The organism is Flavobacterium sp. P1_E4, from assembly GCF_056405915.1.
On record NZ_JBFUBE010000005.1, the window covers coordinates 215,661 to 233,168 of the forward strand.

Here is a 17,508-nt window from a genome sequence, read left to right on the forward strand (position 1 = left end):
GATTCTTTAATACTAAGTTTCTAAGAGTACAAAAGGAAACATTTGTCTGGACAGTTTTATTTTTGAAATAATCAATAAAAAAGTTTTTACATTTACGAGAATAAACCTAGAATTTCAGTACTTAAGAAACTTATCAACTCAACAAAAATGAACTTCCTAGCCCACATCTATTTATCTGGAGAAAATGATTTGATAAAAATCGGGAACTTTATGGCTGATGGAATTAGGGGGAAACAATTTGAAAATTACGACTCAGAAATACAAAAAGGAATTATTCTCCATCGTTTTATTGATACTTATACTGATGCTCATCCTGTCTTTAGGAAAAGTACAAAACGATTGCACGAAAAGTATCATCATTATGCAGGAGTTATTGTAGATGTGTTTTATGACCATTTTTTAGCAAAAAACTGGAGTAATTATTCCGATGAAAGTTTGGTAGATTTTACAAATCGCTTTTACCAGTCTTTACATGATAATCATGATTTTTTATCTGAAAGAACCAAAGGAATGATGCCCTATATGATTGAGTACAATTGGCTTGTAAGTTACCAAACTGTAGAAGGAATCAATAGGATTCTGACACAAATGGATGGCCGAACCAAAAATGAGTCTAAAATGAGATTCGCATCCAATGAACTAATTGAATATTATAATGATTTTGAATTAGAGTTCACCACTTTTTTTGAAGATTTAAGAATCGAAACTAAACAAAAAATATTATCCTTATGAGAAAATACATACTACTAATTACAGTATTATTTCTAAGTTGCAAATCCAATGAAAAAATAGTTGAACCTTCTGGTTTGGTGACTACAGAGGCTATGGTGGTTTCGGCACGCGAAGAAGCTTCAAAAATTGGTGTTGAAATTTTGCAGAAAGGTGGAAATGCTTTTGATGCTATGGTTGCCACCGAATTGGCATTGGCCGTAAGCCATCCTCAAGCAGGAAATATTGGTGGTGGCGGATTTATGGTTTTCAGAAAAGCCAATGGTGAGACGGGTGCTCTAGATTACAGAGAAAAAGCACCTTTATCAGCATCAAAAAATATGTATCTCGATGAAAAAGGAAATGTTATTGAGGGTAAAAGCACCGAAACAGCTTTGGCTTCAGGAATCCCTGGAACAATTGCCGGGGTATTTGAAGTACATAGAAAATATGGTTCTTTACCTATTGATGAAATTTTAAAACCAGTTATTGCTTTGGCGGAAAGAGGCGTTGTAGTTACCCAATTTCAAGCACAAAGTCTAGCAGATTACAGAGCTTCATTTATAAAAGCAAACGGCCAAAATAGTTTGTTCTCAAAAGTATACAACGTTGGTGATACTATCAAATATTTGGCTTTGGCTGAAACCTTGAAACGAATTTCAAAAAATGGTCAAGATGAATTTTACAAAGGTGAAACTGGACAGAAATTAGTTTCTTTTATGTCGAAAAAAGGAGGACTTTTCACCCTTGATGATTTGGCTAAATACCAAGCAAAATGGAGAACTCCAATCACTTTTAATTACAAAGATTTAAAGATAATTTCGATGTCTCCTCCTAGCAGTGGTGGTATTTGTTTGAATCAAATTATGAAAATGATTGAACCTTTTGATCTTGCCGAAATGGGACATAATAGTATGAAGTCGATTCAGGTAATTACCGAAGCAGAAAGAAGAGCCTATGCCGATAGAAACTATTTCTTAGGCGATCCTGATTTTGTAAAACTTCCAATGAAAGAACTTCAAGACTCTACCTATTTAAAAAGTAGAATGAGTGATTTTTCATTTGATAAAGCCACAAAATCTTCAGATGTTGCTCACGGCACCATTCAAGGTTATGAAAGCAAGCAAACAACTCATTATTCAATAATTGATGCTAAGGGAAATGCAGTTTCAGTAACGACAACTTTAAATGATAATTATGGTTCTAAAATCTATTGCGATGAATTGGGATTCTTTTTAAACAATCAAATGGATGATTTTAGTGCCAAACCCGGAGTACCCAATTTATATGGTCTGACAGGAACCGAAGCCAATAGCATAGCACCCGAAAAAAGAATGTTGAGTTCGATGTCTCCAACTATTGTAGAGAAAAATGGAAAACTCAATATGGTCGTTGGGACTCCTGGAGGATCTACTATCATAACTTCTGTTTTACAAACTATTTTGAATGTTTACGAATTTGACTTGAGTATGCAAGAAGCCGTCAATGCTCCACGTTTTCATCATCAATGGCTACCTGACGAAATTGTTTTTGAACCGAATTCTTTTTCAAAATCATTATTGGAAGATTTAAAAAAGAAAGGTTATATCATCAATGAAAAAAACAACCAAATTATTGGCGAAGTTGATGCTATTTTGGTGCTTCCAAATGGCAAATTAGAAGGCGGTGCTGATAAAAGAGGAGACAATAACGCATCTGGATATTAATTGATTTAAGAAAATGAAAAAAGCATCTATTTTTATTCTATTCGTCTGTTTGAATAGTTTTGCACAAACTAGCATAACAAAAACAAAAGGTCTTATTGCAGATAAAGCCATGGTTGTTTCGGCTCGTGAAGAAGCTTCCAAAATTGGAGCAGAAATTATGCAAAAAGGCGGAAATGCCTTTGACGCAATGGTAGCCACCGAATTGGCTTTGGCGGTAGCATATCCTTATGCAGGAAACCTTGGTGGTGGAGGATTTATGGTCTTTCGTAAAGCAAACGGAGAAGTTGGTTCTTTGGATTACAGAGAAAAAGCACCTTTGGCTGCATCCAAAAATATGTTTCTAGACAAAGACGGAAAGGTAATCAAAGGAAAAAGTACCGAAAGTCCGCTGGCAATTGGAGTACCTGGAACTATAGCCGGTGTTTTTGCGGTTCATAAAAAATACGGTTCAATGCCAATGTCCGAAATTTTGAAACCAGTTATTGCATTAGCCGAAAAAGGTGTCATTGTTACTCAAAGGCAAGAAAAAAGACTAAATGATTATAGAACTGCCATTATTAAGGCTAATGGAGAAAATACCAAATTCGCTGCAATTTATAAGCAAAACGATACTATCAAATATCCAATTTTGGCAGCAACCTTAAAAAGGATTGCCAAGAATGGGAAAAATGAGTTTTACAAAGGACAAACAGCCAAAACCTTGATAAAATATCTTCAAGGAAAAGGTGCCATAATCACAATGGAAGATTTGGCAAAATATGAAGCCAAGTGGAGAACTCCCCTATCTTTTAAATACAAAGATTTAAAAATCATTTCGATGTCGCCTCCAAGTAGTGGTGGCATTTGTTTGGCACAAATTTTTAAAATGATTGAGCCTTATGACTTGTCCAAAATGGGGCACAATTCAGATGAATCAATTCAGGTAATTGTGGAAGCCGAGCGCCGAGCTTATGCAGACAGAAGCTATTATCTTGGCGATCCAGATTTTGTAAAAATACCTTTGAAAGGCTTGATGAATGATGATTATTTAAAACAAAGAATGTCTAGTTTTAATTTAGATAAAGCTACTTTATCCTCTGAAATTAAGGAAGGAAAAGTAACTTATAATGAAAGTACAGAGACAACTCATTACTCGATTGTGGATCAATTTGGAAATGCTATAGCTGCGACAACGACTTTAAATGACGGTTATGGATCTAAGTATTATTGTGATGAGTTGGGCTTTTTTCTAAATAATGAAATGGATGATTTTAGTGCCAAACCCGGTGAGCCCAATATGTTTGGTCTGATTGGAAATGAAGCCAATAGCATAGCTCCACAAAAAAGAATGTTGAGTTCCATGACCCCTACAATAGTCGAGAAAAATGGAAAACTTTTTATGGTTGTTGGTTCACCTGGCGGATCCACCATCATTACTTCGGTTTTGCAAACAATTCTGAATGTCTATGAATATAATTTAGGTATGCAGGAAGCTGTAAATGCACCCAGATTTCATCATCAATGGCTACCGGATGTAATTACATTTGAACCCAATACTTTCGATACAAACACTTTTGAAAAATTAAAATCCAAAGGATATATCATCAATGAAAAAACAACTCCAGTAATTGGAAAAGTAGATGCTATTTTGGTTCTTCCTGATAATAAAATTGAAGGTGGTGCTGATTATAGAGGTGATGATAAGGCAGCTGGGTTTTAGAATGCAGATTTTAGAATTTAGATTTCAGTTTCTCTATTTAATTTTGGAATTTAAATTTTCTCATTGTCATTGAAATTGCTATTGTTATTGAATTTTTATTAAATGAATTTTATTCCATCTTTAGAAAAAGCTTTTACAGAAAATAGCAACACTGAAAATGCAGTTGCTATGTCAAAATACATGAAAAATAATTTTCACTTTTTTGGAATAAAAACAGAGAAAAGAAGGCTAATTTTTAAAACTATCTTGGCAGAGAACCAAAAAGAAGTTTCTGAAAATCCAAGAGAAATAGCATTGTTTTTATATTCTAAAAAAGAACGAGAACTGCATTATTGTGCTTTAGAAATTTTGATAAAAAAACTGAACAAAAATTATATAAAAGAAGACATTCAGCTTATCGAAAAACTCATAATCACCAACCCATGGTGGGATAGTGTTGACGTTATAGCCAAATTTATTTTGGGAGGCTATTTGCAGCAATTTCCTTTAGAAACATCTACTATCATTAATCGTTTTTCAGATTCAGAAAATATGTGGTTGAATCGAAGCACCATTCTTTTTCAGTTGGGTTATAAAGAAAAAACAAATTTTGATTTATTAAAATTGGTCTGCGAGAAGCATAAAATGTCAACTGAATTTTTCATACAAAAAGCCATCGGCTGGGCATTACGAGAATATGCCAAAACAAATCCTGAAGCTGTAAAGGATTTTGTTTCCGTCTCTAATCTAAAAAAATTGAGCGAAAGAGAAGCATTGAAAAATATAAAATAAAAACATTGTTTTTACTATTAAAACACCCAATTACTTGATTTACATACCACTAACTTGCTTTATATAAATTGTCTTAATTAAAATAAAGCAACATATAATTAGTACGTTTTGTTTTATTAAATTTGCTTTCAAAAATTTAATAAAATGTTAGAAAATCAAACTTCAGAAGAAAAAAGTAATGCAAATCCATTGCAAACCAATAACAAAGCAAAAAATAAAAAAATAGCATTAATTATTGGGATACTATTTGTTCTGGGGTTAATCATAATACCGAGAGTTTGGGCTAAATACAACAAAAAAGAAGTTGTCTGCCTTAATAATCAAACCCAGATTTATGAAAAATACAAAAATGCAGTAGTACTTGTAAAACATACTTATGCTTTGCAAATTTCAATCAAAGGTTCTGAACCTTTTCAAATTGCTGTTGACGATAGTTCATTAGGAGAAAAAACAATTTCAGGAACAGGTTTTTTTGTTTCTGAGGATGGAAAAATAGTTACCAATCATCATGTTGCTGAACCTTGGAAATATTCAGAATCTAAGGATGATAATTTCAATGACTTAAAAGACCACATCGCATCTATTTTACCTGATTCTATTGATAAAAAAGACTATAAAACTTATATTGAATCACACTGGAATGACTATTATGATGAAGAAGGCGAAGGAGATTATTCTGAAGAAGAAGCCATAGCAGAAAACAGTACTCCAGTTGCCAATGTTGATTCTTCGAGTGTTAACAGTGAAGTAAATGATTTGATAACGGATAATAAAACTGAAGAAAAAGCCATAACTAGCCAAATTACATACACAAATCTTGAGGATATAGAAATTCTTCCTAAAACAGTTGAAATTAGCGTAGCACTACACGGCTCAAAAGATGATTGGTTGCAATGCAAAGTATTTAAAATCGCCGATGGTGACGAAGTGGATGTTGCCGTTTTACAATTGATGAGCGAAACCTTACCAGCTTCCGTTTCAGATATTGTTGATTTAGAAGATGCCGTAAAAGATGATGCGAGCATAAAACCAGGAACCAATGCAATTCTAATTGGTTATCCAATGGGATTACAATTAGCCAATACTCGCAGAGGTATAAAAGTACAAGTTTATGAGGGGCAAATCAATAAAGAATCAGATGGTGTTAGTTTACAGTATAATGTAACTTCTACTCATGGTGCCAGTGGTTCTCCAGTATTTAACGAATGTGGCCAGCTCATAGCTATCAATTATGCAGGCTATGATGAAGCGCAAGGATATAATTTTGGAATAGTTGCCAAACATGCTATGTCTTTGATGGAATAGTTTGTCTCTTTTTACATTAAAAAGCTTAATTTTGTGATAAACCAACTTTAAAAAGATAATGTTTAAAAAGTTTTTTTCAAAAATAGAACAGCTGCTTGCTTTATCACAATCTGCTTTAACCCCGAAGCAATTTATTTTTTTATCAAGTGTTTTAGTTGGAATTTCCTCTGCAATAGCTGTTATTATACTGAAAACATTTGCGCATTGGGTTTTTAGATTTGCTACTTATATAACTATCCATACTAACATTTTTAAGATTGGACTTCTCAAAATTATGCTGCCTGTAATTGGTATCATGCTCACGGTTTTTGTCGTAAAACGTTTTTTGGGAGGAACTATTGAAAAAGGAACTTCACAAATTTTATATGCTGTAGCCAAAAAGGCGAGTATTATTCCAAAGAAACAAATGTATGCTCAAATCATGACAAGTTCGCTTACGGTAGGTTTGGGAGGTTCAGCAGGTCTGGAAAGCCCGATTGTGGTTACTGGAGCGGCATTTGGCTCCAATTATGCCCAAAGATATAAACTACAATATAAAGACAGAACATTACTTATTGGTTGTGGAGTAGCGGCTGGGATAGCAGCTGCGTTTAACGCTCCAATAGCTGGAGTTTTATTTGCTATTGAAGTTCTATTGGTTGATGTCAGCATTTCGGCTTTTACCCCGATAATGATCGCTGCTGCCACAGGAGCTTTAGTATCAGCAATTGCTTTAGATGAATCCATTCTATTAAATTTCCCTAGCAGACAAACTTTCAATTATCATAATATGCCATATTATGTGCTTCTCGGTATATCTACGGGATTTGTTGCAGTATTTTATGCCCGTAATTTTCAAAAAACGGAGCATTTTTTTGGTCATATTCGATTTCCTATTTATACAAAAGCGCTGATTGGTGCTTCTATTTTGGCACTTTTAATATTTATTTTTCCAACACTTTTTGGGGAAGGTTATGAAAGCATCCGAACCTTATCTGGGGGTGATCCGGGCGAGTTGTTAGAAAATACCCTTTTTAGAGGATTTAGAAATAACAATTGGGCATTATTGGCTTTTGTTGGCTGTTCTTTTATGTTAAAAGCATTTGCTACTGGAATAACTTTAGGCAGTGGCGGTAATGGAGGTAATTTTGCTCCTTCCCTATTTTTGGGCTCTTATGTTGGATTTTTCTTTTCAAAATTATTGAACCTAACAGGTTTGACAAATTTACCGGTAGGTAATTTTACGATGGTAGGTATGGCAGGTATTTTGAGTGGATTATTTCATGCGCCATTAACAGCAATATTCCTAATAGCTGAAATTACTGGAGGTTATGGATTAATGATTCCTCTTATGATTGTTGCCTCTATCAGCTTTGCAATTTCTAAACGTTTTGAAATACACTCTTTGGATGTCAAGAATTTAGCCAAAAAAGGACATGCATTTACGAGTAATAAAGATTCTAATGTACTTTCAACATTAGACACATATTCCATCATACAAACCGACTATTTGAAAATAACACCAGATGAAAATCTAGAAAAATTAGTTGATTTAATATCCCATTCCAATCAAGTTATTTTTCCTGTGGTTTCAAAAGAAAACCACTTATTGGGAATTGTCCATTTTAATGATATTCGGGAGATCATTTTCAATCCGTATAGAGTGAAATACACTTTGATCAAAGAAATAATGGTTCAGCCTGTTGCCATTGTCCATCCTTCCAATAGTATGGAAATTGTCATGAACAAATTTGAATCTTCCAAAAAAGCTTTTCTACCTGTAATAAGTGATGACAAATATTATGGTTTTATATCAAAATCAGAAGCGCTTGAGGCTTATAGAACCAAATTAAAATCGATGACGATAGAATAAAATTATATAATCATTTTAACACAATCTTCCACACTGTTCTATCAAAAGAATCAATCAAAATGGTAACTTTGCTTTTTTGCAAAAATTATGCTAGATACAGACAATACGATTGAAGTTCAAGGAGCACGCGTTCACAATCTAAAAAATATAGATGTTTCCATTCCCCGCGAAAAACTGGTAGTTATTACAGGTCTTTCGGGTTCTGGAAAATCCTCATTGGCATTTGACACAATATATGCCGAGGGTCAACGTCGTTATGTAGAAACGTTTTCGGCTTATGCGAGGCAATTTTTGGGAGGCTTAGAACGTCCCGATGTCGATAAAATTGACGGGCTCTCCCCTGTTATCGCCATAGAACAAAAAACAACTAGCAAAAGCCCTCGTTCAACCGTGGGAACCATTACCGAAATTTATGATTTCCTGCGTTTGCTTTATGCCCGTGGTGCCGATGCTTACAGCTATAATACAGGCGAAAAAATGGTTTCCTATTCTGATGATCAAATCAAAGATTTGATTATTCAAGATTTTACGGGAAAACGAATCAATATTCTTGCTCCAGTTATTCGTGCTAGAAAAGGACATTATGCAGAGCTTTTTCAGCAAATAACCAAACAAGGATTTTTGAAAGTCCGTGTTAATGGAGATATTCTGGATTTGGTTTCGGGAATGAAATTGGATCGTTACAAAACCCACGATATCGAAATTGTTGTCGACAGAATGGTAATTGAAGACACTCCAGACAACGAAAAACGTCTTTCCGAAAGTATTAACACCGCCATGCACCACGGCGAAAATGTATTGATGGTTCTAGACCAAGACACCAATGAAGTTAGATATTTCAGTAGAAATTTGATGTGCCCTACAACGGGTATTTCGTATCAAAATCCGGAACCGAACTTATTTTCTTTCAACTCTCCAAAAGGAGCCTGTGATAATTGTAACGGATTGGGAACTGTCAATCAAATCAATGTTGGCAAAATTATTCCGAACCCTAAACTATCGATAAAAGCTGGTGGGTTTGCTCCTTTGGGCGAATACAAATCATCTTGGATTTTCAAACAAATGGAAATTATAGGTGAGAAATATGGTTTTAAATTAACCGATGCTATCGAAAAAATCCCTGCTGAAGCAATGGAAATGATTTTGAATGGCGGGAAAGAAAAATTTACTATCAATTCAAAAGATTTAGGAGTTGCACGCGATTACAAAATTGACTTCGAAGGAATTTCCCATTTTATAAAAAACCAGCATGACGAAAGCGGTTCAACAACAATTAAACGTTGGGCAAAGGAATTTATGGATGAAGTAAAATGTCCAGTCTGTGAAGGTTCCCGTTTGAAAAAAGAAGCCAATTATTTTAGAATAAACGAAAAAAGCATATCCGAGTTGTGTGATATGGATATTTCGGATTTGACGGCTTGGTTTTTGGGTTTAGACCATCATTTATCAGACAAACAAAAACGAATTGCAACAGAAGTAATTAAGGAAATCAAAGACCGTTTGGCTTTCTTGATGAATGTTGGGCTGGATTATTTGGCCTTAAGCCGAAGTTCTAAATCACTTTCCGGTGGTGAAGCGCAACGCATTCGATTGGCGACACAAATTGGGTCGCAATTAGTGGGCGTTTTATATATTTTGGATGAGCCGAGTATTGGTTTGCACCAAAGAGACAACGAGAAACTGATTCATTCTTTGGAACAATTACGAGACATTGGAAACTCCGTAATTGTTGTTGAGCACGACAAAGACATGATTGAAAAAGCCGATTATGTGATTGATATTGGACCAAAAGCAGGAAAATATGGTGGCGAAATCATCAGTATTGGAACTCCAGCGGAAACATTAGCTTCGGATACAATTACAGCACAGTATTTGAATGGCAAAATGAAGTTGGAAATTCCAGAAAAACGCCGTGAAGGAAATGGAAAATCCTTGAAACTTACTGGCGCCACTGGAAATAATCTAAAAAATGTTTCGATAGAATTGCCTTTAGGTAAGATGATATGTGTTACGGGTGTTTCTGGAAGTGGGAAATCGACATTGATTAATGAAACGCTCTACCCTATTTTGAATGCCTATTATTTTAATGGCGTTAAAATTCCGATGCCGTATAAAAAAATAGAAGGTTTGGAACATATCGACAAAGTGATTGATATCGACCAAAGCCCGATTGGGAGAACACCTCGTTCCAATCCTGCTACTTACACCGAAGTTTTTACCGAGATAAGAAACTTATTTACGATGACTTCCGAGAGCATGATTCGGGGATATAAAGCGGGACGTTTTAGTTTTAACGTGAAAGGAGGACGTTGTGAAACCTGTGAAGGTTCTGGAGTTCGCACTATTGAAATGAACTTTTTGCCAGATGTATATGTAGAATGCGAGACTTGTCAAGGAAAACGTTTTAACAGAGAAACATTGGAGATTCGTTATAAAGGAAAATCCATTTCGGATGTATTGAATATGACTGTTGACGAAGCGGTTCCTTTCTTTGAAAACATACCAAAAATTTACCGAAAAGTAAAAACAATTCAGGATGTTGGTTTGGGTTATATCACGCTTGGACAGCAAAGTACAACGCTTTCTGGTGGTGAGGCGCAACGCATCAAACTGGCAGGCGAATTATCCAAAAAAGACACAGGTAATACCTTCTATATTCTTGATGAACCAACAACAGGTTTGCATTTTGAAGACATTCGGGTGTTGATGGATGTGATTAACAAATTGGTTGACAAAGGAAATACCATCTTAATTATTGAGCACAATATGGATGTTATCAAACTCGCCGATTATATTATTGACATTGGTCCTGAAGGTGGAAAAGGCGGCGGACAGCTTGTAGCCAAAGGAACTCCTGAGGAAATTGTAAAAAATAAAAAAAGTTATACGGCACAGTTTTTGAAAAAAGAGTTAGCTTAGTGTTCAGCTTTGTCAAAGTTTTGAACTTTGACAAAGCTTAGAAACTAAAGTTGAATTGAAAACAGATGCCCTAGCCCTGATAGCAGTGGAAATCCTTTTTATTTTTTCTTTAAAAATAAAAAGATTGAAACGAATAGCGGGAAATAGCTCCAAAAAATAAAAATATATGAGATTAGAAGATTTTGACAACGATGAAGATAGAGTAATCCAAGATAAATTAAAGCGTAAAACTTGGAATGAGATAAAAACAAATGACAGTTGGGCGATTTTTAAAATCATGTCCGAGTTTGTAAATGGATATGATACAATGAGCCGTATTGGACCATGTGTAACTATTTTTGGTTCGGCAAGGATAAAACCCGATGCGCCTTATTATTTGTTGGCTGAAAAAATTGCTTTCAAAATCAGTAAGGCCGGTTATGGTGTGATTACGGGCGGTGGTCCTGGAATTATGGAAGCTGGTAATAAAGGAGCACATTTGGGAGGTGGAACTTCGGTGGGATTGAACATTGAGTTGCCTTTTGAACAGCATTTTAACCCATATATTGATAGAGACAAAAACTTGAATTTTGATTATTTCTTTGTTCGAAAAGTAATGTTTGTGAAATATTCTCAAGGATTTGTTGTAATGCCTGGAGGTTTTGGAACATTGGACGAATTATTTGAGGCGATTACACTGATTCAGACAAAAAAAATAGGCAAATTTCCAATTATATTGGTAGGAACTACATTTTGGTCCGGTTTGATCGATTGGATAAAAACCGTATTGATAGAAAGGGAACATACCGTAAGCCCAGACGATTTGAATTTATTCAAAATAGTGGACACTGAAGACGAAGTAGTTGCAGTTCTTGATAATTTCTATAAAAAATACGATTTGAGTCCTAATTTTTAATACTAAGAGTCGTCTCGTCTTTTGGGGACGAGACGACTCTTTTCATTTAACGCTTATTGGTGCATTTTGACGCATTAAATACTGAGGTTTTCTTATTTTTTTGTAAATTGTATTAGTTTTATTCTTTTTTAGAAACTTATATATTCCCCCAGATTGAAAACTCACGGTAAAATCATCCTACTTTTAATTGTTTTGTTGGTTTACCACAAACAATATGCACAGCATCACTCCAAAATGGCTGTGGCTGTGGATATGAATTCAAATGCCTTGACAATCGACCAGGAAATTACTTTTTATAACCAAACGGGTGACACTCTGACTTCTATAGTGCTGAATGATTGGAACAATGCATTTTCGGATAGAGAGAGTCCTTTGGGAAAACGATTTTCGGATGAATTCTACAATAAGTTCCACATGGCCCTGTCGGAAGATCGTGGAGGTACTATAAATTTATTTATTGAGGATAAAGACAAAAATGTTTTTACATGGGAAAGAACCAAAAAAAATCCTGATTATATTAAGGTCTTACTACACCGGATATTGGTCCCAGGCCAAAAGGTAAAATTACACCTTACTTATGTTTCCATGATTCCAAGCAACAAATTTACGAAGTATGGACATTTTGAAAAATACGGAATGCACCTCAAAAACTGGTTCCTTACCCCTGCCCGTTATGAGAATAATCAATTTATAAAATATAGTAACGAAAACCTTGACGATATTGCCAATGGAGTTTCGGATTTTGATATTGATTTAAAAATTACGAATAAAAATGCTGTCACAACGGATTTTACAGTTACCAATTTAACACAAACCGAGCAAGAAACAAATGTGAGTCTTTCTGGTAAAAACAGAACCGATTTTGATCTTATTATCGAAAAAGAATCCAGTTACAGGAGCTTTAAAATTGGAGATTTAGAAGTTATGACCAACTTGAGTTCCGGAAGATTTGACGACTCATTGAAAACAGCAATCGTCAAGCGAGTGGTTGATTATTCGAATAATCAAATTGGACAATATCCATATAAAAAAATCATCGTTTCGGAGGAAGATTATGAGAAAAACCCATTTTATGGTCTGAATCAGTTGCCGAAATTCATGCGTCCTTTCCATTCTGATTTTTTATTCGAAATAAAATTTTTAAAAACATACTTGAATAATTTCCTTAAAAATAGTTTGCTTTTGGATTCCAGAAAAAACAATTGGATTTATGATGGAATCCAGATGTTTAGCATGATGAACTATATTGATCAATATCATCCTGACAGCAAAATGATGGGGTCGGCCTCCAAATATTTTTTATTTAGAGGATTTAAATTAGCGGAAACTGATTTTAATGAGCAATACAGTTATTATTATATGTTGATGGCTCGCAAAAATTTGGATCAAGCCCTTAATGAACCAAAAAACACATTGATAAAATTCAACGTGCAAATCGCCAATAAATACAAAGCTGGCTTGAGCTTACAGTATCTTGATGATTACCTTGGAAATGATTTGGTTTTATCTGGGATTCAGCAATTCTATAAACTCAATAAAGAAGGACAAACAGACAGGAATGATTTTGAAGACATATTGAAATCAAAAGCTCCAAAAAATATTGACTGGTTTTTTAAATACATAATAGATAGTCGAGAACCAATAGACTATAAATTTGGGGATTTTTCCAACACAAAAGACAGTGTTACTTTTACTGTAAAAAATAAAGGAGTTCCATTGGTTCCAATGCCTGTTTTTGGTATTAAGGACAAACAAATTATTTTTAAAAAATGGCTTGAAACCAACGAAATAGACACTACACTTACATTCGAGAGAAAAAGTGTTGATAAATTGGTACTCAATTATAAAAACGAAGTTCCTGAATTCAATTTGAGAAATAATTGGAAATCACTGTATTCTTTTTCGTTAAATCGTCCATTGAAACTCACTTTGTTTGAAGATTTGGAAGATCCACATCGTTCTCAATTATTTTATGTTCCCACTTTATTTTACAATAAATATGATGGATTTGCGCCTGGATTTAGTTTTTACAATTTTAGTTTCTTCGACAAACCGTTTATGTTTGTTTTGAATCCGATGTACTCAATCAATACCAAATCAATAGTCGGTAGTTATCAATTAATATTAAACAAATATCTGAGAGAAAGAAGGTTGTACAATATGCGCTATTCCTTAAATGGCTCCTATTTTCATTATGCCCAGGATGCCGCTTATTTAAAATTGTATCCAAGTCTGTCATTATACTTTCGTGAACCTAGTTACAGAGACAATAGAAAACAAGCCATATTTATAAAATACAATATTATTTACAAAGAGCCCTCTGCCTTCGTGATTGACAGTACAGACAATTACTCTATTTTGAACCTTAAATATTCCAATGTAAAAACAGAAATTACCAGTCATATAAAATTCCTTACTGATGTTCAGTTCTCAGGTTATTTTGGGAAAATTTCCGCAGAAATGGAATATCGTAAGTTGTTTAATGACAATCGGTATTTTAATATTAGGGCATTTGTCGGAACTTTTTTATACAACACTAATAATACTCAGAATTATAATTTTGGGGTTTCCAGAGTAAATGATTATTTGTTTGATTACCCGGTTTATGCGCGATCTGATACCTCAGGAATATTAAGTCAGCAATATATTATGGCACAAGGAGGATTAAAATCATTTGTTAGTCCTTCCGAATCAAATCAATGGTTGGCAACAACAAATTTAAGCTATAGTCTATTATGGAATTGGGTGGATGCCTATGCCGACTTTGGTTTTGTAAAAAATAAAGGATTCCAAAACAACTTTGTTTATGATAGTGGAATACGGCTAAATTTGGTTCAAGATTACTTCGAATTATTCTTTCCTGTATATTCTTCTAATGGATTTGAACCAGACCAAAAAAATTACGGTGAAAAAATACGATTTATCTTTATTTTTAACCCAAAATCATTAATTAATCTTTTTACCCGAAAATGGTTTTAATTCAAAACAAAAACTTTAAAATATTAAACTATTATACAATTTTTTAAGTTAAAATTAAATATATAATAAAAATACATTCGTTTTACTGGAAATTATTTCATAAAAAATTATAAAAATACAGAATGACATAATGATATATACGTAGTTTTTGATTAGATTTGCACCATTAAAGCTATACTTTTAAATTATGATAAAAGAGAAAGTCAATACTAGTTTAACATTTGAAGATTTTAAAACCGAAGTCTTAAATGATTACAGAATTGCCATAATAAGCAGAGAATGTAGTTTATTGGGCCGTAAAGAAGTATTAACTGGAAAAGCCAAGTTTGGTATTTTTGGAGATGGAAAAGAAGTTCCACAACTTGCCATGGCCAAATGCTTTAAAAACGGAGACTTCCGTTCTGGGTATTATCGCGATCAAACCTTTATGATGGCTATTGGCGAATTGACAATTCAACAATTTTTTGCCGGTTTATATGGTCATACTGATATTGACCTAGAGCCAATGTCTGCAGGAAGGCAAATGGGTGGTCACTTTGTAACCCATAGTTTGAACGAAGACGGATCTTGGAAAAACTTAACACAACAAAAAAATTCTAGTGCCGATATTTCTCCAACAGCAGGACAAATGCCAAGATTACTTGGACTGGCACAAGCTTCAAAAATATACAGAAATGTTCCTGGTATTCCAAATGCAAATCAATTTTCTATCGATGGAAATGAAATTGCATGGGGAACAATAGGAAATGCAAGTACATCAGAAGGATTGTTTTTTGAAACCATAAATGCTGCCGGAGTATTACAAGTTCCAATGGTAATGAGTGTTTGGGATGATGAATATGGAATTTCTGTACATGCAAGACACCAAACCACTAAAGAAAGTATTTCGGAAATCTTAAAAGGATACCAAAAAGAGGAGAATTCCAATGGTTTTGAAATACTAAAAGTAAAAGGTTGGGATTATGTAGATTTGATTGCCACTTATGAAAAAGCGGCTCAAATAGCTCGTGAAAACCACGTTCCTGTTTTGATTCATGTTGATCAACTAACACAACCACAAGGACATTCTAGTTCTGGTTCACACGAAAGATATAAAAATGCAGCCCGATTGGCTTGGGAAAAAGATTTTGACTGTATTCGTCAAATGAAATTATGGATGATTGCCATCAACATTGCATCTCCAGAAGAAATTGACGCTATTGATTTGGAAGCCAAAAAAGAAGTTTTTGAGGGTAAAAAAGCCGCTTGGAATGCTTTTATTGGACCAATAGTTGAAGAGCAAAACGAATTGGTTGCTATTTTAGAAAGAATTGCTACAACTAGTGCCAAAAAAGAGGAAATTCTTAGAAATGCTTCAGCATTAAAAAGTATTAAATCTCCTTTAAAAAAGGAAATAATGGTAATCGCACGAAAAACATTGCGTTTGATTATCAATGAAGAAGACAAAATTGAATTATCCAATTGGATTACTGATTACATCAAAAAAACACAGCCTAAATTCAGCAGTAATTTATTTTCTGAATCGGATAAAAATGTTTTTTCAGTTAAAGAAGTTTTACCTCAATATCCAAGTGATGCCTCAGAAGATACTGACGGCAGAATGATTTTGAGAGATAACTTTGATGCTATTTTTTCTAAATATCCAGAAACCCTAATTTTTGGCGAAGACGCAGGAAATATTGGTGACGTAAACCAAGGCTTGGAGGGAATGCAAGAGAAATATGGTGAATTGAGAGTTGCAGATGTTGGGATTCGTGAAGCTACTATATTAGGTCAAGGAATTGGAATGGCGTTGAGAGGACTACGTCCTATTGCAGAAATTCAGTATCTAGATTACCTATTGTATGCCATTCAGATCATGAGTGACGATTTGGCTACTTTACAGTACAGAACTGTTGGTAGACAAAAAGCACCACTTATTATACGTACCCGTGGACACCGTTTGGAAGGTATCTGGCATTCTGGTTCTCCAATGGGAATGATTATCAACGCTATAAGAGGAATCCATGTTTTGGTTCCTAGAAATATGACACAAGCAGCCGGTTTTTACAATGCTTTACTGGAATGTGACGAACCTGCTCTGGTTATCGAATGTTTGAATGGATACCGATTGAAAGAAAAAGCACCTTTGAATTATGGTGATTTCAAAACGCCAATTGGTGTTGTGGAAACATTGAGAAAAGGAACTGACATAACACTTGTTTCTTATGGTTCTACATTACGACTAGTGGAACAAGCTGCCAAAGAATTATTTGAAGTTGGTATTGATTGCGAAGTTATTGACTTACAATCTTTGCTACCGTTTGACATTAATAGTGATATTGTAAAAAGTATTGCAAAAACCAATCGATTATTGGTTATTGATGAAGATTTACCTGGTGGAGCTTCCGCTTATATTTTGCAACAAATTGTGGAGCAACAAGATGCTTATAACCATTTGGACAGCAAACCACAAACTTTGACTGCAAAAGCACACCGACCTGCTTACGGAACAGATGGAGATTATTTTTCAAAACCATCTGCTGAAGATATTTACGAAAAAGTATATGAAATGATGCATGAAGTAAATCCTTCAAAATATCCAAGTTTATATTAAACTTAAAATGTAATATTCAAAATCCCATTTGTTCTAGCAAATGGGATTTTTTTTTATCTTTATTCAAAACTCATTACA

Annotated in this window: 10 protein-coding genes; all 10 read left to right on the top strand. The window is 34.2% G+C overall.

Annotated elements, in window-relative coordinates; all coding sequences use genetic code 11:
- Nucleotides 1-147: 147 nt before the first annotated feature.
- The 10 genes from AC1DY0_RS07500 to AC1DY0_RS07545 all read left to right on the top strand — a co-directional run bounded on the left by AC1DY0_RS07500 (nucleotide 148) and on the right by AC1DY0_RS07545 (nucleotide 17,430).
- Nucleotides 148-732 (top strand): acyl carrier protein phosphodiesterase, encoded by a 585-nt coding sequence (locus tag AC1DY0_RS07500; RefSeq protein ID WP_477188009.1) that lies wholly within the window; start codon nucleotides 148-150, stop codon nucleotides 730-732.
- Nucleotides 729-2,414 (top strand): gamma-glutamyltransferase, encoded by a 1,686-nt coding sequence (gene ggt / locus AC1DY0_RS07505; protein ID WP_477188010.1) that lies wholly within the window; start codon nucleotides 729-731, stop codon nucleotides 2,412-2,414. Before AC1DY0_RS07500 ends, ggt (AC1DY0_RS07505) begins: the two co-directional genes overlap by 4 nt.
- Nucleotides 2,415-2,427: 13 nt before the next feature.
- On the top strand, nucleotides 2,428-4,113 hold the full coding sequence (gene ggt, locus AC1DY0_RS07510) for a gamma-glutamyltransferase (RefSeq protein WP_477188011.1): 1,686 nt from the start codon (nucleotides 2,428-2,430) through the stop codon (nucleotides 4,111-4,113).
- 102 nt (nucleotides 4,114-4,215) lie between these two features.
- Nucleotides 4,216-4,884, top strand: coding sequence for a DNA alkylation repair protein (locus tag AC1DY0_RS07515; RefSeq protein WP_477188012.1), 669 nt, complete (start codon nucleotides 4,216-4,218; stop codon nucleotides 4,882-4,884).
- Nucleotides 4,885-5,028: 144 nt separating this feature from the next.
- On the top strand, nucleotides 5,029-6,189 hold the full coding sequence (locus AC1DY0_RS07520; RefSeq protein WP_477188013.1) for a S1 family peptidase: 1,161 nt from the start codon (nucleotides 5,029-5,031) through the stop codon (nucleotides 6,187-6,189).
- A 58-nt stretch (nucleotides 6,190-6,247) separates the two neighbouring features.
- A complete protein-coding gene (locus tag AC1DY0_RS07525; protein ID WP_477188014.1) occupies nucleotides 6,248-8,041 on the top strand; it encodes a chloride channel protein in 1,794 nt (597 codons plus the stop codon).
- Between the two features lie 87 nt (nucleotides 8,042-8,128).
- On the top strand, nucleotides 8,129-10,960 hold the full coding sequence (uvrA, locus tag AC1DY0_RS07530; protein WP_477188015.1) for an excinuclease ABC subunit UvrA: 2,832 nt from the start codon (nucleotides 8,129-8,131) through the stop codon (nucleotides 10,958-10,960).
- Nucleotides 10,961-11,126: 166 nt separating this feature from the next.
- The gene (locus tag AC1DY0_RS07535; RefSeq protein ID WP_477188016.1) at nucleotides 11,127-11,855 is read left to right on the top strand and encodes an LOG family protein; all 729 of its coding nucleotides are present in this window, start codon (nucleotides 11,127-11,129) and stop codon (nucleotides 11,853-11,855) included.
- Nucleotides 11,856-12,008: 153 nt separating this feature from the next.
- Nucleotides 12,009-14,834, top strand: coding sequence for a gluzincin family metallopeptidase (locus AC1DY0_RS07540; RefSeq protein WP_477188017.1), 2,826 nt, complete (start codon nucleotides 12,009-12,011; stop codon nucleotides 14,832-14,834).
- A 187-nt stretch (nucleotides 14,835-15,021) separates the two neighbouring features.
- Nucleotides 15,022-17,430, top strand: a complete 2,409-nt coding sequence (locus tag AC1DY0_RS07545; RefSeq protein WP_477188018.1) for an alpha-ketoacid dehydrogenase subunit alpha/beta — start codon at nucleotides 15,022-15,024, stop codon at nucleotides 17,428-17,430.
- Nucleotides 17,431-17,508: the final 78 nt, after the last annotated feature.

Bases quoted from the DNA above. Each gene is read 5' to 3' on its own strand.
- AC1DY0_RS07500 (WP_477188009.1), top strand. From the start codon at position 148: ATGAACTTCCTAGCCCACATCTATTTATCTGGAGAAAATGATTTGATA.
- ggt (WP_477188010.1), top strand. From the start codon at position 729: ATGAGAAAATACATACTACTAATTACAGTATTATTTCTAAGTTGCAAA.
- ggt (WP_477188011.1), top strand. From the start codon at position 2,428: ATGAAAAAAGCATCTATTTTTATTCTATTCGTCTGTTTGAATAGTTTT.
- AC1DY0_RS07515 (WP_477188012.1), top strand. From the start codon at position 4,216: ATGAATTTTATTCCATCTTTAGAAAAAGCTTTTACAGAAAATAGCAAC.
- AC1DY0_RS07520 (WP_477188013.1), top strand. From the start codon at position 5,029: ATGTTAGAAAATCAAACTTCAGAAGAAAAAAGTAATGCAAATCCATTG.
- AC1DY0_RS07525 (WP_477188014.1), top strand. From the start codon at position 6,248: ATGTTTAAAAAGTTTTTTTCAAAAATAGAACAGCTGCTTGCTTTATCA.
- uvrA (WP_477188015.1), top strand. From the start codon at position 8,129: ATGCTAGATACAGACAATACGATTGAAGTTCAAGGAGCACGCGTTCAC.
- AC1DY0_RS07535 (WP_477188016.1), top strand. From the start codon at position 11,127: ATGAGATTAGAAGATTTTGACAACGATGAAGATAGAGTAATCCAAGAT.
- AC1DY0_RS07545 (WP_477188018.1), top strand. From the start codon at position 15,022: ATGATAAAAGAGAAAGTCAATACTAGTTTAACATTTGAAGATTTTAAA.